General features: G+C 37.7%; 13 protein-coding genes, 9 tRNA genes and 2 rRNA genes (1 of these 24 cut by a window edge). 20 read left to right on the top strand and 4 right to left on the bottom strand.

Going from position 1 to position 18,214, the window contains the following annotated elements:
* From ACUL40_RS20560 to glmS, 18 genes are all read left to right on the top strand, one after another.
* Positions 1-1,764 (top strand): 23S ribosomal RNA (locus tag ACUL40_RS20560) (it extends 1,158 nt beyond the left edge of the window).
* 91 nt (positions 1,765-1,855) lie between these two features.
* A 5S ribosomal RNA gene (gene rrf, locus ACUL40_RS20565) occupies positions 1,856-1,971 on the top strand.
* Between the two features lie 9 nt (positions 1,972-1,980).
* Positions 1,981-2,055, top strand: a tRNA-Asn gene (locus ACUL40_RS20570).
* Positions 2,056-2,059: 4 nt separating this feature from the next.
* A tRNA-Thr gene (locus ACUL40_RS20575) sits at positions 2,060-2,132 on the top strand.
* Positions 2,133-2,156: 24 nt separating this feature from the next.
* Positions 2,157-2,231: transfer RNA gene (locus ACUL40_RS20580), tRNA-Glu, on the top strand.
* A gap of 5 nt (positions 2,232-2,236) precedes the next feature.
* Positions 2,237-2,312 (top strand) — tRNA-Val (locus ACUL40_RS20585).
* Positions 2,313-2,329: 17 nt separating this feature from the next.
* Positions 2,330-2,413 (top strand) — tRNA-Tyr (locus ACUL40_RS20590).
* 65 nt (positions 2,414-2,478) lie between these two features.
* A tRNA-Gln gene (locus ACUL40_RS20595) sits at positions 2,479-2,553 on the top strand.
* Between the two features lie 5 nt (positions 2,554-2,558).
* Positions 2,559-2,631, top strand: a tRNA-Lys gene (locus tag ACUL40_RS20600).
* Positions 2,632-2,639: 8 nt separating this feature from the next.
* Positions 2,640-2,711, top strand: a tRNA-Gly gene (locus ACUL40_RS20605).
* A 10-nt stretch (positions 2,712-2,721) separates the two neighbouring features.
* Positions 2,722-2,794 (top strand) — tRNA-Ala (locus ACUL40_RS20610).
* A 117-nt stretch (positions 2,795-2,911) separates the two neighbouring features.
* Positions 2,912-4,057: a glycerate kinase gene (locus tag ACUL40_RS20615; RefSeq protein WP_445423060.1), complete on the top strand. Its 1,146-nt coding sequence runs from the start codon at positions 2,912-2,914 to the stop codon at positions 4,055-4,057.
* Positions 4,058-4,267: 210 nt separating this feature from the next.
* Positions 4,268-5,161, top strand: a complete 894-nt coding sequence (gene rocF, locus ACUL40_RS20620; protein ID WP_000711563.1) for an arginase — start codon at positions 4,268-4,270, stop codon at positions 5,159-5,161.
* Positions 5,162-5,409: 248 nt separating this feature from the next.
* A complete protein-coding gene (cdaA, locus tag ACUL40_RS20625) occupies positions 5,410-6,231 on the top strand; it encodes a diadenylate cyclase CdaA (protein ID WP_001115697.1) in 822 nt (273 codons plus the stop codon).
* Positions 6,224-7,705, top strand: coding sequence for a CdaR family protein (locus tag ACUL40_RS20630; protein ID WP_000359601.1), 1,482 nt, complete (start codon positions 6,224-6,226; stop codon positions 7,703-7,705). The genes cdaA and ACUL40_RS20630 overlap by 8 nt, the downstream gene beginning before the upstream one ends.
* On the top strand, positions 7,698-9,044 hold the full coding sequence (glmM, locus tag ACUL40_RS20635; protein WP_000521476.1) for a phosphoglucosamine mutase: 1,347 nt from the start codon (positions 7,698-7,700) through the stop codon (positions 9,042-9,044). The genes ACUL40_RS20630 and glmM overlap by 8 nt, the downstream gene beginning before the upstream one ends.
* 288 nt (positions 9,045-9,332) lie before the next feature.
* A complete protein-coding gene (locus ACUL40_RS20640) occupies positions 9,333-9,518 on the top strand; it encodes a hypothetical protein (protein ID WP_001206405.1) in 186 nt (61 codons plus the stop codon).
* Positions 9,519-9,530: 12 nt separating this feature from the next.
* Entirely contained in the window at positions 9,531-11,333 is a 1,803-nt protein-coding gene (gene glmS, locus ACUL40_RS20645; protein WP_000334163.1) for a glutamine--fructose-6-phosphate transaminase (isomerizing), read from the top strand.
* 97 nt (positions 11,334-11,430) lie between these two features.
* On the opposite strand, the gene ACUL40_RS20650 is transcribed toward glmS, so the two are convergent.
* Complete coding sequence (locus ACUL40_RS20650) at positions 11,431-12,558, bottom strand: DUF3994 domain-containing protein (protein ID WP_445423059.1); 1,128 nt, start codon at positions 12,556-12,558, stop codon at positions 11,431-11,433.
* 588 nt (positions 12,559-13,146) lie between these two features.
* Here ACUL40_RS20650 and ACUL40_RS20655 point away from each other — a divergent pair.
* Positions 13,147-15,111 carry a S9 family peptidase gene (locus ACUL40_RS20655; protein WP_048655828.1) on the top strand — a complete coding sequence of 655 codons (1,965 nt, stop codon included), beginning with the start codon at positions 13,147-13,149 and terminating at the stop codon, positions 15,109-15,111.
* Positions 15,112-15,218: 107 nt separating this feature from the next.
* Positions 15,219-15,785 (top strand): DUF4256 domain-containing protein, encoded by a 567-nt coding sequence (locus ACUL40_RS20660; protein WP_000147394.1) that lies wholly within the window; start codon positions 15,219-15,221, stop codon positions 15,783-15,785.
* A 72-nt stretch (positions 15,786-15,857) separates the two neighbouring features.
* On the opposite strand, the gene ACUL40_RS20665 is transcribed toward ACUL40_RS20660, so the two are convergent.
* From ACUL40_RS20665 to ACUL40_RS20675, 3 genes are all read right to left on the bottom strand, one after another.
* A complete protein-coding gene (locus ACUL40_RS20665; RefSeq protein WP_000236367.1) occupies positions 15,858-16,364 on the bottom strand; it encodes a DoxX family membrane protein in 507 nt (168 codons plus the stop codon).
* A gap of 239 nt (positions 16,365-16,603) precedes the next feature.
* Complete coding sequence (locus ACUL40_RS20670) at positions 16,604-17,521, bottom strand: sigma factor regulator N-terminal domain-containing protein (RefSeq protein ID WP_074047586.1); 918 nt, start codon at positions 17,519-17,521, stop codon at positions 16,604-16,606.
* Positions 17,521-18,012 (bottom strand): RNA polymerase sigma factor, encoded by a 492-nt coding sequence (locus ACUL40_RS20675; RefSeq protein WP_074047587.1) that lies wholly within the window; start codon positions 18,010-18,012, stop codon positions 17,521-17,523. The genes ACUL40_RS20670 and ACUL40_RS20675 overlap by 1 nt, the downstream gene beginning before the upstream one ends.
* Positions 18,013-18,214 lie beyond the last annotated feature (202 nt).

An 18,214-nucleotide genomic window follows, 5' to 3' on the forward strand; every position in this document is an offset into this window, starting at 1 on the left:
TGACTCTGCGCCGAAAATGTACCGGGGCTAAATACACCACCGAAGCTGCGGATTGATACCAATGGTATCAGTGGTAGGGGAGCGTTCTAAGGACAGTGAAGTCAGACCGGAAGGACTGGTGGAGTGCTTAGAAGTGAGAATGCCGGTATGAGTAGCGAAAGACGGGTGAGAATCCCGTCCACCGAATGCCTAAGGTTTCCTGAGGAAGGCTCGTCCGCTCAGGGTTAGTCAGGACCTAAGCCGAGGCCGACAGGCGTAGGCGATGGACAACAGGTTGATATTCCTGTACCACCTCTTTATCGTTTGAGCAATGGAGGGACGCAGAAGGATAGAAGAAGCGTGCGATTGGTTGTGCACGTCCAAGCAGTTAGGCTGATAAGTAGGCAAATCCGCTTATCGTAAAGGCTGAGCTGTGATGGGGAAGCTCCTTATGGAGCGAAGTCTTTGATTCCCCGCTGCCAAGAAAAGCTTCTAGCGAGATAAAAGGTGCCTGTACCGCAAACCGACACAGGTAGGCGAGGAGAGAATCCTAAGGTGTGCGAGAGAACTCTGGTTAAGGAACTCGGCAAAATGACCCCGTAACTTCGGGAGAAGGGGTGCTTTCTTAACGGAAAGCCGCAGTGAATAGGCCCAAGCGACTGTTTAGCAAAAACACAGCTCTCTGCGAAGCCGTAAGGCGAAGTATAGGGGGTGACACCTGCCCGGTGCTGGAAGGTTAAGGAGAGGGGTTAGCGTAAGCGAAGCTCTGAACTGAAGCCCCAGTAAACGGCGGCCGTAACTATAACGGTCCTAAGGTAGCGAAATTCCTTGTCGGGTAAGTTCCGACCCGCACGAAAGGTGTAACGATTTGGGCACTGTCTCAACCAGAGACTCGGTGAAATTATAGTACCTGTGAAGATGCAGGTTACCCGCGACAGGACGGAAAGACCCCGTGGAGCTTTACTGTAGCCTGATATTGAATTTTGGTACAGTTTGTACAGGATAGGCGGGAGCCATTGAAACCGGAGCGCTAGCTTCGGTGGAGGCGCTGGTGGGATACCGCCCTGACTGTATTGAAATTCTAACCTACGGGTCTTATCGACCCGGGAGACAGTGTCAGGTGGGCAGTTTGACTGGGGCGGTCGCCTCCTAAAGTGTAACGGAGGCGCCCAAAGGTTCCCTCAGAATGGTTGGAAATCATTCGTAGAGTGCAAAGGCATAAGGGAGCTTGACTGCGAGACCTACAAGTCGAGCAGGGACGAAAGTCGGGCTTAGTGATCCGGTGGTTCCGCATGGAAGGGCCATCGCTCAACGGATAAAAGCTACCCCGGGGATAACAGGCTTATCTCCCCCAAGAGTCCACATCGACGGGGAGGTTTGGCACCTCGATGTCGGCTCATCGCATCCTGGGGCTGTAGTCGGTCCCAAGGGTTGGGCTGTTCGCCCATTAAAGCGGTACGCGAGCTGGGTTCAGAACGTCGTGAGACAGTTCGGTCCCTATCCGTCGTGGGCGTAGGAAATTTGAGAGGAGCTGTCCTTAGTACGAGAGGACCGGGATGGACGCACCGCTGGTGTACCAGTTGTTCTGCCAAGGGCATAGCTGGGTAGCTATGTGCGGAAGGGATAAGTGCTGAAAGCATCTAAGCATGAAGCCCCCCTCAAGATGAGATTTCCCATAGCGTAAGCTAGTAAGATCCCTGAAAGATGATCAGGTTGATAGGTTCGAGGTGGAAGCATGGTGACATGTGGAGCTGACGAATACTAATAGATCGAGGACTTAACCATATAATATGTAGCAAATGTTATCTAGTTTTGAAGGAATATATATTAAAATTTCTTCTTGACATTTCGAAAGAAATGTTTATAATGGTAAAAGTCTGGTAATGATGGCAGAGAGGTCACACCCGTTCCCATACCGAACACGGAAGTTAAGCTCTCTAGCGCCGATGGTAGTTGGGACCTTGTCCCTGTGAGAGTAGGACGTTGCCAGGCTAATATTATTCCGCAGTAGCTCAGTGGTAGAGCTATCGGCTGTTAACCGATCGGTCGTAGGTTCGAGTCCTACCTGCGGAGCCATTATGCTTCCATAGCTCAGCTGGTAGAGCACTTCCATGGTAAGGAAGAGGTCACCGGTTCAAGCCCGGTTGGAAGCTTGGGAATAGGTTTAAAACTTTTTTGGCCCGTTGGTCAAGTGGTTAAGACACCGCCCTTTCACGGCGGTAACACGGGTTCGAATCCCGTACGGGTCACCACTTTTGGAGGATTAGCTCAGCTGGGAGAGCACCTGCCTTACAAGCAGGGGGTCGGCGGTTCGATCCCGTCATCCTCCACCATATATATTTAAAATGTCGGAGGGGTAGCGAAGTGGCTAAACGCGGCGGACTGTAAATCCGCTCCTTCGGGTTCGGCAGTTCGAATCTGCCCCCCTCCACCATTTTCTTTAAAATAACCTGAGAGGGTTTATTTTTTTGAAAAGATAACCATACTAGTAAATATTAATGGGCTATAGCCAAGCGGTAAGGCAACGGACTTTGACTCCGTCATGCGCTGGTTCGAATCCAGCTAGCCCAGCCATTTACGAGCCATTAGCTCAGTTGGTAGAGCATCTGACTTTTAATCAGAGGGTCGAAGGTTCGAGTCCTTCATGGCTCATCATTTTTGCGGAAGTAGTTCAGTGGTAGAATACAACCTTGCCAAGGTTGGGGTCGCGGGTTCGAATCCCGTCTTCCGCTTAATTAATAAGGGGCCTTAGCTCAGCTGGGAGAGCGCCTGCCTTGCACGCAGGAGGTCAGCGGTTCGATCCCGCTAGGCTCCATCTAAATAAAAAAGCTTACATCATACGATGTAAGCTTTTTTTGTGTTTAAAAAGACAACTTTTATACTTGTCGTTTAAAATGAAGAAAACGTAAAAATAAGGGATGGGGAGATAATTGTGAAAGTTGTTATTGCATCTGATTCATATAAAGAAAGCCTAAAAGCTATAGAAGTATGTGGAGCTATTGAAAGAGGTTTTAGAGCAATTTTTCCTAATGCAGAGTATGTGAAAATACCAATTGGAGATGGAGGAGAAGGGACGGTTGAATCACTTGTTGATGCTACAGGGGGGAGAATTATATCAATTAGTGTGACAGGACCGCTTAGAGAAGGTATACAAGCTTTTTATGGCATTTCTAAAGATAAAAAGACAGCGTTTATTGAAATGGCAGCAGCATCAGGATTACAGCACGTTCCAGTTGAAAAGCGCAACCCACTTATTACAACGACAAAAGGAACAGGAGAACTTATATTACATGCGCTAGATCAAGGAGTGGAGTACATAATTTTAGGACTTGGAGGAAGTGCTACAAATGATGGCGGGGCAGGTATGTTAGAGGCTTTAGGAGTAAGGTTTATAAATGGTAAGGGTGAAGTAATAGATCCATCTGGAGGCACATTACACTCGATTGTTACTATTGATTTTTCACGAATGGACCCACGCTTAAAGGGGGTAAAGATAGAAGCGGCATGTGATGTGGATAATCCATTAGTCGGAATGCAGGGAGCATCTTTCGTATTTGGGAGACAAAAGGGTGCAAATATCGAGATGATGAAAGAGCTAGATGAGAATTTACAACATTATGCGAATATGCTTAAACGATATGTATCTTTTGATGTATCTGAAATACCTGGTGCAGGGGCAGCGGGAGGAATGGGAGCGGCTGTTATTTCAGTGTTAAAGGGAGACTTGCGTAGGGGCATTGAAATTGTATTAGATTATACAAATTTCGATAAACATATAGAAGATGCACATCTTATTATAACTGGTGAAGGTAGAATAGATAAACAAACTGCATATGGAAAGGCTCCTGTGGGTGTTGCGGGGCGTGCAAAACGTTTTTCTGTGCCTGTAATTGCTATTGGAGGGTCTGTATCATCTGATTATTCAGCTGTGTACGAGAAAGGAATAGATGCGGTATTTAGTATCACAACGAGACCGATGACACTAGAAGAAGCATATAAAGTAGCAGAAGAAAATATTGAAATGACAACGAAGAATATTGCAACAGTATGGAAAATAGCATCAGAAAAACACTTCTAAATATAGGAGTGTTTTATTATTATTATTTAATAATAGTGATTGCGATTGTTTCATTAAGTTAACTTTATACATAGAATAGTCTTAAAATTTGGTTTTCAACGTGAATATAAGTGAATAAATTGTATATCCATACAGAAAAATGTCGAGTTGAGTCAGACTATATAAAAGATTTAAAATATTTAGTGAAGGCATAAAAGGGGGATACTATCTATGAAAAAAGAAATCTCAGTTATTGGAGTTCCAATGGATTTAGGACAGATGCGTCGTGGAGTTGATATGGGACCGAGCGCGATCCGTTATGCAGGGGTAATTGAAAGAATTGAAGAAATTGGATATGACGTTAAAGATATGGGAGATATATGTATAGAGAGAGAAAAAGAGATAGATGAAAATACAAAATTAAGAAACCTTACACAAGTTGCAACTGTATGTAATGAATTAGCAAGTAAGGTGGATCATATTATAGAAGAAGGTCGTTTTCCACTTGTATTAGGTGGTGACCATAGTATTGCTATCGGTACATTAGCTGGTGTAGCAAAACATTATAAAAACTTAGGCGTTATTTGGTATGATGCACACGGTGATTTAAATACAGAGGAAACTTCACCATCTGGAAATATTCATGGTATGTCACTTGCAGCAAGTTTAGGTTATGGACATTCTTCACTTGTAGATTTATACGGAGCATATCCAAAGGTGAAAAAAGAGAATGTCGTAATTATCGGTGCGCGTGCATTGGATGAAGGAGAAAAAGATTTCATTCGCAATGAAGGTATTAAAGTGTTCTCAATGCATGAAATTGATCGTATGGGGATGACGGCTGTGATGGAAGAAACAATCGCATATTTATCTCATACCGATGGTGTACACTTATCATTAGATTTAGATGGTCTTGATCCTCATGATGCACCAGGTGTTGGAACGCCTGTAATTGGCGGTCTATCTTATCGTGAAAGTCATTTGGCGATGGAAATGTTAGCAGAAGCTGATATTATCACATCTGCTGAATTTGTTGAGGTAAATACGATTTTAGATGAGAGAAATAGAACGGCAACAACAGCAGTTGCTTTAATGGGTTCTTTATTCGGTGAAAAACTAAAATAAATGTAAGAAAAGCAACTGAGAAGTTGCTTTTTTTATTTGAAAATAAGCGTATAATAATGATTTATATTATACTGTACAATAAAAATGTTTGACATCTTACCAATTTGAGCTAAAGGGGGTTGTTTGTAATTGTCGTTTGTTTCATGTATGGTATAATTAACTAGTTGTTGGAAATACATACAGATAGAGCATAAAACAATATTTCAATATATGGATAGAATTGCTCGTAAGTAGGAGGAAGGGATAGCATGCCTTTTGAAGATACGACCATTTTGAAATATCTTAGTACGGCATTAGATATTGCCATTGTATGGTTTATTATATATAAGCTAATTCTTATAATCCGAGGGACGAAGGCTGTTCAACTTTTAAAAGGGATTACAGTTATTATCGTCGTTAAGATGATCAGTATTTTCCTTGAATTGCGTACGCTATCTTGGCTAACTGAACAAGTATTAACGTGGGGATTTTTAGCCGTTATTATTATCTTTCAGCCAGAATTGCGAAGAGCACTTGAGCAGCTAGGGCGCGGGAGTTTATTTTCGCGTGTTGGAACGCATGAGGATGATGAACCTGAAATGGTTGCAACAGCGATAGCAAAAGCAACCGAATATATGGGGAAACGTAGAATTGGTGCATTAATTACTTTGTCAAAAGAGACCGGTATGGGTGATTATGTGGAAACGGGTATTCCGCTTAATGCAAACGTATCATCGGAATTACTTATTAATATTTTTATTCCAAATACACCTCTTCATGACGGAGCGGTAATTATGCAAGGAAGTACAATTAAAGCAGCAGCATGCTATCTTCCATTATCAGAAAGTCCGTTTATTTCTAAAGAATTAGGAACTAGACATCGTGCTGCAATGGGAGTTAGTGAAGTTACTGATAGTATTACAGTAGTTGTGTCTGAAGAAACTGGTCAAATTTCTTTAACGAAAAATGGTAAGTTGCATCGTGATTTGAAGACAGAACAGCTGAAAGATATGTTATTAGCTGAATTTAGTGGAAACGAAAAAACGACTTCTTCGTCTTTATGGAATTGGAGGAGAAAGCGTCATGGATAAGTTAATGGAGAATCATTGGTTTTTAAAAGGGATCTCATTACTATTGGCGTGTATGCTTTTTATGTCAGCGACGTTAACTGAAAAAAATACGACATCAGGTATATTACCTTTTGCAAATGATACGAAAGAAACATTAACTAATTATGCTATTAATCTTAAGTATGATGAGGAGAAATATATTGTAAGTGGTATTCCGGCAGAGGGCGTTAAAGTAAAATTAGAAGGCCCAAAAGCATCAGTTGCTACAGCAAAAGCAAAAAAACAATTTGACATACCGGTTGATTTGCGAGATAGTCCAAAAGGAACTTATGAGATTTCTTTAAAAACGAACGGGCTTCCAGATGATGTGAAAGGAACAGTTCAGCCATCAACAATTAAAGTTACTCTTCATGAAAAGGCGAGAAAATATGTTCATGTAGATCTGAAATTATCAAATGAGGATCAGATGCCAGCGGGGGCTACTCTAGAAAAATCAAGCCTTAAACCGGATACTGTTGAGGTAGTTGGGACGAAAGAAGAAATTGAAAGCATTTCCTCTGCCAAAGCGTATGTTGATTTAAAAGGTGTTAATAAAACTGTTACAAAAACGCCCGAAGTTACATTATACAATAAAGAAGGAAAACGTTTAAATGTAAGAACAAGTCCATCTAAGATTAGTGTAACGTTGAATGTGGCAACGCAAACTACAGCCAATAATACTGAAAAAACTGTTCCTGTAACGTATACGAAGAAGGGGAGTTTAGCAGAAGGATTGGCGGTTACAAATATCAGTGTTGAACCGAGAGAAGTAACGATAGCTGGTCCAAAAGATATTTTGGATAATATACAATCGCTAGAGGGGGTCGAAGTAGATCTTAGTCAATTGACAGAGTCTACAACATTCGATGCCTCTGTTTTATTACCCAAGGGTGTAACAAGTGCAAAACCGAATCAAGTGAAGGTTTCGGTGGGAGTGCAAAAAACAAAACAAACGAAAACAAAAACGATTGATGGTATCCCAATCCAGAAAAATGGACTGTCTAAAGATGTTACTGCTCAGCTACTTTCGCCGCAAGATGGAAAGATAAGTGTTGATATTTCAGGAGAAGCAAGTATAGTAGATAAAATAACAGCTGCTCAAATAACAGCGGTAATTAATCTGCAAAATGTATCCTCAGGGACGAAAGATATTTCCATTCAAGTGAGCGGTCCTGGTAATATTTCAATAGAGCCAAAACAAAAAAGTGCTAAAGTTACTATTGTGAAGAAAGAAAAACCAGATAAAGAAGTACAGGGTAACGGTCAACAACCGGATTCAAATACGGATCAAGAAAATCAAAATGAGAAACCAAAAAATCCTGAACCTGATTCAGAAAAAGAACAGGAAAAGAATCAAAACCAAAATCAAAATCAAGATAAAGATAAAGAAACGAGTCAAGAACCAACAGTAGATAATCAAAAAGAGCAAGAAAAAGGAGCGAATCATAATGGGTAAATATTTTGGTACAGATGGAGTACGCGGAGTTGCAAATAAGGAGTTAACACCTGAATTAGCTTTCAAAATTGGACGTTTTGGTGGTTATGTATTAACAAAAGATACAGATCGTCCAAAAGTAATTATCGGTCGTGATACACGTGTATCTGGTCATATGTTAGAAGGAGCTTTAGTAGCAGGTCTATTATCAACTGGAGCAGAAGTAATGCGCCTTGGCGTTATTTCTACACCGGGCGTTGCTTATTTAACAAAAGCACTAGATGCACAAGCGGGTGTTATGATTTCTGCATCTCATAATCCAGTACAAGATAACGGTATTAAATTCTTTGGTTCAGACGGCTTTAAATTAACAGATGAGCAAGAAGCTGAGATTGAAGCTTTATTAGACAAAGAAGTTGATGAACTACCACGTCCGACAGGTACTAATCTTGGACAAGTGAGCGATTACTTTGAAGGTGGACAAAAATATTTACAGTACATTAAACAAACTGTTGAAGAAGATTTCTCTGGCCTACATATCGCTTTAGATTGTGCACATGGTGCAACTTCTTCTCTAGCTCCATACTTATTTGCAGACCTAGAAGCTGATATTTCAACAATGGGAACTTCTCCAAACGGTATGAATATTAATGAGGGTGTAGGATCTACACATCCAGAAGGCTTAGCTGAATTGGTAAAAGAAAAAGGTGCGGACATCGGACTTGCTTTTGATGGCGATGGCGACCGTTTAATTGCTGTAGACGAAAAAGGAAACATCGTTGACGGTGATCAAATTATGTTCATTTGTGCGAAATATATGAAAGAAACTGGTCAATTAAAACATAATACAGTTGTTTCAACTGTTATGAGTAACTTAGGTTTCTACAAGGCACTTGAAGCAAATAATATTACAAGTGATAAAACAGCAGTTGGTGACCGCTACGTAATGGAAGAAATGAAGCGTGGAGGTTACAACCTAGGTGGAGAACAATCAGGCCATATTATCTTACTTGATTACATTACAACTGGTGATGGAATGTTAAGTGCACTTCAACTTGTAAACATCATGAAAATGACGAAAAAGCCATTATCTGAGCTTGCAGGAGAAATGACGAAATTCCCACAATTGTTAGTAAACGTTCGTGTAACAGATAAAAAATTAGCATTAGAAAATGAAAAAATTAAAGAAATTATTCGTGTTGTAGAGGAAGAAATGAACGGTGATGGCCGTATTCTTGTTCGTCCATCTGGAACAGAGCCACTTATTCGTGTAATGGCAGAAGCACCAACACAAGAAGTTTGTGATGCATATGTACATCGCATTGTAGAAGTTGTGAAAGCTGAAGTTGGCGCTGAATAATTAGCTGAATTTATATGAAAAAGGAGCACAAAAAGTGCTCCTTTTTCATATGTTTTATAGACGATGAAAAAAATTTCATTGACGGTTTATCCATGTTTGTTATAAGATGGTCTTGTTCTTTTTCTCAAAGGAAATATTGTAAATTATAAAAGCGCCAGAACTACAAATAGTGTAGTTGACGAGGTGGGGTTTATCGAGATTTCGGCGGATGACTCCCGGTTGTTCATCACAACCGCAAGCTTTTACTTAAATCATTAAGGTGACTTAGTGGACAAAGGTGAAAGTGTGATGAGAGAAGAGGAACGGATGAAAACTAGCTGTATAAGTATATACGGACTTAAACCCAATCGAGAGGAAGGTGAAAGCCGTTACAAGCTTACAGGGCTAGCAATATGTAATCCGTTTTTTAGTATAAATAAAAATGGTATCGGACTATGTCGTTACATGTTCGCAGAGCAGTGTAAGCATTTGTAACGGCGACTAAACATGTGTGGAATCGTAGGATTTATTGGAGAGCAAGATGCAAAGGAAATTTTATTAAAAGGTTTAGAAAAGTTAGAATATCGTGGATATGATTCAGCAGGTATTGCAGTACAAGCAGAGAACGGTGTTGTTGTATACAAAGAAAAAGGCCGTATCGCAAAACTTCGTGAAATCGTAGATGAGAACGTAGCAGCAAGCGTGGGTATCGGACACACACGCTGGGCTACACACGGTGTTCCAAGTAAAGTAAACGCGCATCCGCATCAAAGTACATCAAAACGCTTTACATTAGTTCATAACGGTGTAATTGAAAACTATGAATTAGTGAAAAAGGAATATTTACAAGATGTAACGTTCGTAAGTGAAACAGATACAGAGGTTATCGTACAGCTTATGGAACAACAAGTGAGCACAGGATTAAGTGTAGAAGAAGCGTTCCGTAATACGCTATCTCTTTTACATGGCTCTTATGCAATCGGATTACTTGATGCTGAAAATCCAAACATGATTTATGTTGCTAAAAACAAAAGCCCGCTATTAGTAGGTGTTGGTGACAACTTTAATGTTGTGGCAAGCGACGCTATGGCGATGTTACAAGTTACAGATCAATTTATTGAGTTAATGGATAAAGAAATCGTAATCGTAACGAAAGAAAGTATTACAATTAAAAACTTACAAGGTGAAACGATTGAACGTGCACCGTTTACAGCGGAATTAGACGCAAGTGATATTGAAAAGGGAACATATCCTCATTTCATGCTTAAAGAAATCGATGAGCAACCACTTGTAATCCGTAATATAATTCAAAAGTATCAAGATGAAAATGGCGAAATTGAATTAAATCAAGACATCCGCAATGCGATCTTAGATAGCGATCGTATTTACATCATTGCATGTGGAACGAGTTATCATGCAGGTCTTGTTGGAAAACAATTTATCGAGAAGTTTGCAAAAATGCCAGTTGAAGTACACGTGGCAAGTGAATTCTCTTACAACATGCCATTATTAACAGAAAGACCATTCTTCATTTACATTTCACAAAGTGGTGAAACAGCTGATAGCCGTGCAGTACTTGTGCAAACAAATGAAATGGGCCATAAAGCATTAACAATTACAAACGTGCCTGGTTCTACGCTTTCTCGTGAAGCTGATTATACACTTCCGTTATACGCTGGACCAGAAATTGCAGTTGCATCAACGAAAGCTTACACAGCACAGCTTGCAGTACTTTCAATTTTAGCGGCTGATATTGCTAAAGCAAAAGGTGAAGTTCTTGATTTCGATTTAACACACGAACTAGGACTTGTAGCAAATGCAATGATAGAACTTTGTGATCAAAAAGAAGAAATGGACGCATTAGCAAAACAATTTTTAGCGACAACGCGTAACTGTTTCTTCATCGGACGTAGCGTAGACTTCTACGTAGGATTAGAAGGTGCGTTAAAACTAAAAGAAATCTCTTACATCCAAGCAGAAGGATTCGCTGGAGGAGAGTTAAAACACGGTACAATCGCTTTAATCGAAAATGGTACACCAGTTATCGCACTTGCTACACAAGAGCACGTAAACCTTGGAATTCGTGGTAACGTGAAAGAAGTAGTAGCACGCGGGGCTAACCCATGTATCATCTCAATGAAAGGCTTAGAAATGGAAGGTGACAGCTTCGTATTACCAGCTGTACACGAAGCGCTAGCACCGCTAGTAGCAGTTATTCCATTACAACTTATCTCATACTACGCAGCGCTTCACCGCGAGTGTGACGTTGATAAGCCACGTAACTTAGCTAAGTCTGTTACTGTTGAGTAGGAGATTGGTAGGTTAATAAATATAGTTATACGTTTGAAATAAATTAAAACTAAGAAAAAACTCTGTAAAAATCATTTTACAGAGTTTTTTTAGTTATTTATTGTTTTACATAACAAATTGTTACTTGTTCGTCTATGTGGAAAATCTGTAACGCTTTACCATCTAAATTTTTAACCTCATATGATGAATAAATAGGTCTTTCCAATTTCACTTCTTGACCATTTTGAGTTCCTTTTTCCACCATTAGCGTTAACTGATGGGAAGAAACGTCTGCTTGGTATGTTCCTGTTAAGTAATTATCTTTATTTGGATAAGAACCATTTGCATATGTTTCAAATGTCTTATCTGCTTTTAGGACTAACGTAGTTTTGACTCCGTCTCCGTAATCAATACCCCAATTACCTACAAGCTCTGTACCGTCTTTATAGTTGTTCTGTACATTCTTAAACTTAGCGGAATCCTCATCTGGTGTATCAATTTTTCCTTTGAATATACCAGTTTTATCTTGGGTACTGTATGTTTTAACTGTATTACCACTAGATAAACTCGGTGAGTTAGAAGAACTAGTACCACTTGTTGTAGAAGTAGTTGTTGAACCACCCTTAGCTTCCGCTTTTAACTTATTAAATACAGGTTTCCAAATGCGTTTTGCTTCATCTAATTTATTGTTTGCTTTATCTATGATTGCATCATCCGTATCTTTAAGTGTTTTAGAGTAATCAAATAACTTCGATACTTCTTTGAAAGATTCTTTTAACTTTTGAACAGCTTTTACAATTTCCTTATGATCTTCCTTGTATTTTCCTGGTGCATCTATACGCTCTATTGTATTAAATACTTTATCTAAGTCTTTAATACTATCTCGTACCTCTTCATTTGACTTACTTCCCTTTTTATTATCCCTCACAGAAGCATCATAGTAATCTAGACGTCTTAATAAGTCTTCTTCAATGTCTACCATAAGTTGTGGGTAATCCTCAGGCAAAACCATAATCATCTTAACATCTTTACTTTCTTCTTTTGAGTTAGTTGATTTTTCCTTTGTTTCAGATGATTTACCTTCTGTCTTAGTTTCTTTACTTTCTTGTTTACCAGATTCAGCATTTGTTTTTTCTTTTTCTCCAAATAAATTTGTTACACTACAAGCTGACATAGAAACTACTAATCCAGATGCTAGTAAAATTTTACCTGTACTCTTTTTGAAATTCTTCATATGATTTTTCAATTCTCCCTTTCAAAACATAAAATAGATGTGCTTTAGCCCCTTTAAAACTAAAAAACATACCCCTTCTATATTTATTTTATAATACCTTTCTACGTATAATATTTTACAATTAATTACAGATACGGTCAAAATTTATCTTAGTTTAACGATGTTCACAAAAAAGATGCGAAGCTTTATTCCTTCAAGTAAAGATTCTAAGTGAGTTTTGATTAAAATTTTTTTATAAAAATCTCATACTTAGTTAAAAAGAGTGATTCTATTTTGATCAATCGTTTTTTCAAAATGAATTTTTTTGTTGTTAAATAAAGATTTGTGACTTCATTTTTATCAAATTTTATTCCAAACCAATATATAGTTATAGCTTTAAAATAAATTTACAAATTTGTATCTAAAAGGGGTGTTTTTGTGTCGAAAAAGAACATCTAGAATTGGTAAGTGGATAGAACTCCATAAATTAAAGTTTTACTTTATCGACTTCACTTTTATTTATCTGAATTTTCCGTTATCATTTTAAGTATTCGTGAACAATTTCCTTTATTACGGCAAAAAGAGACGAGAGATTTATGGACATTTCAAGGGGGGATATTGATGAAAGTGAATGAAAAAACATATCTAAGTATAGAAGAGATTATTTCATTGCCAACCGTATCAAGTACAAACATAAGTGATGATGGTAAAAACGTAGCATTTGTTAAGAAGACGGCTGATTGGAAAGACAATACATATAGGAATCATGTATGGATATATGAAAAAGATAAGAAGCAGAGTTACCCATTATCAAATGGTGATATAGATAGTACACACCCATTATGGTCTCCAGATGCTAGGTGTATCGCATATCTTAGTCCAGTTGGTGATGGGAAAAATCAGATATTTGTTAAGTCACTAGATGGTTATAGAGAGGTTCAAATTACCGATGAGAAAGAAGGAGTCAGTACATTCAAATGGGGTCCTACTGGCAAGGGTCTATATTATGTTACGCAGTCAAAAGAATGTGAGGAGATAAAGAAACGTAAGGATCTATATGGAGATTTTCAACATATAGGTAAGGAACACCAGAATAATTGTTTATATTACATTGAAATAGAGAAGGTGATACAAAGTGATACAGATGAACACAAGAACAGAGTTGTTTATCAATTAACGGATGGTAAGGATTTTCATATCCATGAATTTGATATTTCAAATGATGGTAAAAAGGTTGTATTTATGGCGACACCAAGCTCAAATATGGCAGATTATATAAATGGAGATCTATACATACTCCATATTAAAGCTGGAGAGCTACAAAAGCTGAATGTGGATAAGTTGTTGGGAGGGAGTGTTTGCTTTTCTCCTGACGGCAGTGAAATATGTTACACAGCAAGCATAAGAGAGAAGGGTTACTATAGAAACCATATACAAGATAGTACGTTAGAGATATATGATATAAATACCGGAGAGCTAATTCAACCTTTAACAGATTTTGATAGTACGGTTATGCCATTACAGTGGACAGCTAAAGGGGTTTTAATTAGGTGGCAGAATAAAACGAATTATCTTATTGGATTGCTAGCCGAAGATGGCACTGTGGAAATATTAAGCGAAAAAGTAGATGGCTTTATAATGGATGCTTCTATAACAAAGGATGGCAAACATATATCCTACAATAAGGCTATAACAAATGAAACCTTTGAAATCTATTTAGACGATAAAAAAATAACGGATGAAAATAGCTTTTTCAAAGGGAAACTTAGAAGTAACAGGGAAATCATCTCATGGAAAAGTAGCGATGGTCTTGAAATAGAAGGTGTTTTATCAACGCCAGTAGAGTTGGACACTAATAAAAAATATCCTTTATTAGTAGTAATTCACGGCGGTCCGGCTTGGGCATCTTTTCCGATATTTTCAGACTGCTTCAATGAGAAATATCCGATTGAACAGTTTGTTGAAAAAGGCTTTATCGTTTTAGAACCAAATTACAGAGGAAGTTCAGGTTATGGTAATGAATTTTTAAAAGCTAACTATAGAAAACAGGGGATTGCTGATTACGATGATGTTATATCTGGAGTGGATGAACTAGTAGAAAAAGGGATGGTAGACAAGGATAGAGTAGGAGTTATGGGATGGAGCAACGGTGGATATGTATCAGCTTTCTGTTCTACGTTTAGTAGTCGGTTTAAAGCTATTTCAGTTGGCGGTGGAATAACTAACTGGAGTACCCATTATGTAAATACAGATATACCTTACTTTATTAGAATGTATTTAGGAAATACTCCATGGAATGATCCAGAGATATATACGAAGACATCACCTATGACGTATATTAAATCAGCTTGTACGCCTACCTTAATTCAACATGGGGAAAAGGATGCAAGAATTCCAATTACAAATGCATATGATCTATATCAAGGATTAATGGATATGGAAGTTGATACAGAATTAATTATATTTAAAGGAATGGCATATAGTTCTGACCAACCAGGAGTTCATGTGGCTATTATGAAGCAGAACTTAATGTGGTTTTCACACTATATTCTTGGAGAGAGTATGGAGGGTTTTAGGACTTTGTAAGGGATGTTTGTACAAGACATAAGGTTGAAACGGTCTTCATATTGAGATGATTTATTATAAAATATATACTTAAACTACTATCAGTACATAAATCAGGGAGGACTAATATGACAGGAAATAAAAATGACTTACTAGTAGAAAAACGTGAAGAGTTATTGAAAGTATTGCAAGCTCGTTTTGAGAAAAACATGAACCGCCATGAAGGTCTTGAATGGGCTAAAGTTGAAGCGAAGCTGACTACTAATAATGAAAAAATGTGGTCACTTAACGAAATGGAAGTAACTGGTGGTGAACCGGATGTTGTTGGTTATGATGAAGAAAAGGACGAATATACTTTCTATGATTGTTCAAAGGAGAGTCCTAAAGGCCGCAGAAGTCTTTGTTATGATCTTGAAGCGTTAGAATCAAGAAAAAAACATAAACCAGAAAATAACGTTATTGATGTTGCCAATGCTATGGGCATTGAATTATTAACGGAAGAACAGTATCGGGAATTGCAACAACTTGGCGATTTTGACATGAAATCATCAAGTTGGGTACAAACACCTTCAGATATTCGAGAACTCGGTGGTGCTTTATTTTGCGATTATCGCTTTGGACATGTTTTCGTGTACCATAATGGAGCAGACTCCTATTATGCTGCTAGAGGATTCCGTGGCTCGTTAAAAGTTTAAATTAGGAGAAATAAGAAAAAGAGCCTATATTCAGGCTCTTTTTCTTATTTATATTTTAAAAGTAAACTGTTACTATGCAGTTTTACTTAATTTATATGTTCCGTGGTTGTTTTTACGGAAAAGTTTAGGGAAAACATAGCCATCTAATCCAATACGTCCAGCGTTCTGCCCTGCAACTAAAATGAACATAGTCAAAATAAGCAGGTTTGGGTTTACACTAACGGTTCCACTTAATAAAAATGAAAGATTCATTATGATTCCGAAAAATGCAGCTGTTTTTGTTAATCCGCCTAAAATTAAACCTAGACCTACTAAAATTTCTCCCCATTGAACTAAAAAGCTAAATAGGTCTGCGTTTGGAAGGACAAAATGTTGAAGAAAATCTGCCCACCAACTTTGTACTGCAGGGTGGTCACCTGATGCTTGAGCAATAGCACCCTTTAGAAAGCCACTTGCGTCAAAAGATTGTCCGAAGACTTTGCCTATCCCAGCAGCGAGCCATGTATACCCTATGTAAAGCCGTAAAAGTAATAATATGAAAGTAGCACGTTTATCAGTTCTTAAAAAATTGATAACCATTGAAATCCCTCCAATATTGTATTTACAAGTTTATTATATATTCAATGTGAAAAGATTCACAATGGATATAATGTGAACAAATTTATGATTTTTTATTTGTAAAATTGTACATAAAGCATTTTGAAATTTATTTTTGGAAGGTGAAGAATAAATGTGGTATGGGAGCTATCTATTTTAGTAGAGAGCTCCCAGAGTAAACAGATTCATGTAGTTTCTTTAGCATATCTGGGCATTACGTATTATTTCTCTGGTTTTATATAAGGAACAACTTGCGCAGTCACCCCTACAGAAGCACCGCGAATAAAGTCTTGGTTTTCTAATGCCTTAAAGTTTTCGGTTTTTCCTGTTAGCATAACACCTAAAATTTTCACTTGATCGAATGGTTTGTTTTTGTTTGCTTTTAAAAACTTCTGGATATCTTCGTCATGTCCATCGTCATCGTATTGGTTAAGTGAATCAACAAACTCTTTGTAAGCTTCTTCAGGAGATGTGTCTGGATTGAATCCGTAAACGGGCATACCGGCAGGTCCTTTACTTTCATCTCCAATGGGTGAGGTCATATATAGCCATACGATATTTAAGTTATCTGGTATTTTTGTTTGAACTTCTTTTAATGTATAGGGTTGATTGAAAGAGATGGCAACTTCGGCAACATAGTTGTTCATTTGTGAAACTTCACCTAATTCATTTTGGACACCATCATGATAATCTTTAATATTCGGGTTATAAAATGTCGCAAATTTATTTTTTGTTTGTTTATCGTACTCATAAAATTCTGCATTGGACCTGGACCAATAAAAACCAGGCGTTAATTCATTGGAATCGATATTGATACGGATCCAACCATAGGAGCTTGTTAATGTGTTCCATGGGACGATATAACCATTAATATTTTTGGAACGATTTGATATAATATTGCCGCCAAACATAGATGAATTACTCGTTACTTGAGAATCAATTTGCACATTTGGTTCTGCAATTGCGTTATGTAAAAATAGTCGTTCGTGAAGCTTCGTAGAGCTTTTCGCCGCGAAGTAATTGCCCACTTTATAAATGATAGGGATAAGTATGATGACAACGATAATAGAAGTAATGATGATTTTAAGTAATTGTTTCCTTTTAGCTTTTTTTAACGCATTTTTTAAAGAAGTATCCATTAAGGTTTTCCCCCTACTGTAGAATGAATTGTTTTACGTGCGCGATGTAATTTTTGTTTGACGCTGTTAACTTGAATATCGAGTATTAGGGCGATTTCTTCATATGAAAAATCATAATAATATTTTAAAAAGAAGGCTTCTTTATATTCTGGTTTTATATCTTTTAATAAATAGAAAATCTCGTCTTTATTTAAAACAGCATCCAATTCTCGGTCTGTATATTGTAGTTTTGAATAAATTTCTTCAGTTAAATGGATATTTTGTTGCTCTTTTTTTCTCTTCAAGTCAATGTATTCATTTAATGCGACCCTAAAAAACCATGGTCGTATGCTACTCTCGGTTAGGTCATCTAGCAACGTATATACTTTATAGAAAGTATTTTGGATGATGTCTTCTGCATCTTCTTTTATAGCCCCTTTCGCTAATAATAGTTTGAACACTTCCTCTCCTAAATTGATAAGATAGGAGGTCAATATATTTTCTTTTCCCATCATTTTTCCTCCCTACACTTATACAACGAATAGGTAATGATAAATGTATACACTTAAATTTAAATTAGTTATTCACTATGGTTTATAGTACACGGTACTTTATAAATAGGAGTGGTTCTTTTATTTTTTGAAATATTAAATCTTTAGTGCTAAAATAAAATTTGGAGATATATGTAAAGGAGACAAAGACTCAATATGTGGA

The organism is Bacillus sp. KNSH39 (assembly GCF_052656585.1).

Excerpts from the sequence above, each read along its gene's own strand:
- rocF (WP_000711563.1), top strand. The coding sequence starts at position 4,268 with ATGAAAAAAGAAATCTCAGTTATTGGAGTTCCAATGGATTTAGGACAG.
- glmM (WP_000521476.1), top strand. The coding sequence starts at position 7,698 with ATGGGTAAATATTTTGGTACAGATGGAGTACGCGGAGTTGCAAATAAG.
- ACUL40_RS20630 (WP_000359601.1), top strand. The coding sequence starts at position 6,224 with ATGGATAAGTTAATGGAGAATCATTGGTTTTTAAAAGGGATCTCATTA.
- ACUL40_RS20670 (WP_074047586.1), bottom strand. The coding sequence starts at position 17,521 with ATGGATACTTCTTTAAAAAATGCGTTAAAAAAAGCTAAAAGGAAACAA.
- ACUL40_RS20660 (WP_000147394.1), top strand. The coding sequence starts at position 15,219 with ATGACAGGAAATAAAAATGACTTACTAGTAGAAAAACGTGAAGAGTTA.
- glmS (WP_000334163.1), top strand. The coding sequence starts at position 9,531 with ATGTGTGGAATCGTAGGATTTATTGGAGAGCAAGATGCAAAGGAAATT.
- ACUL40_RS20655 (WP_048655828.1), top strand. The coding sequence starts at position 13,147 with ATGAAAGTGAATGAAAAAACATATCTAAGTATAGAAGAGATTATTTCA.
- ACUL40_RS20675 (WP_074047587.1), bottom strand. The coding sequence starts at position 18,012 with ATGGGAAAAGAAAATATATTGACCTCCTATCTTATCAATTTAGGAGAG.
- ACUL40_RS20640 (WP_001206405.1), top strand. The coding sequence starts at position 9,333 with ATGAGAGAAGAGGAACGGATGAAAACTAGCTGTATAAGTATATACGGA.
- cdaA (WP_001115697.1), top strand. The coding sequence starts at position 5,410 with ATGCCTTTTGAAGATACGACCATTTTGAAATATCTTAGTACGGCATTA.
- ACUL40_RS20665 (WP_000236367.1), bottom strand. The coding sequence starts at position 16,364 with ATGGTTATCAATTTTTTAAGAACTGATAAACGTGCTACTTTCATATTA.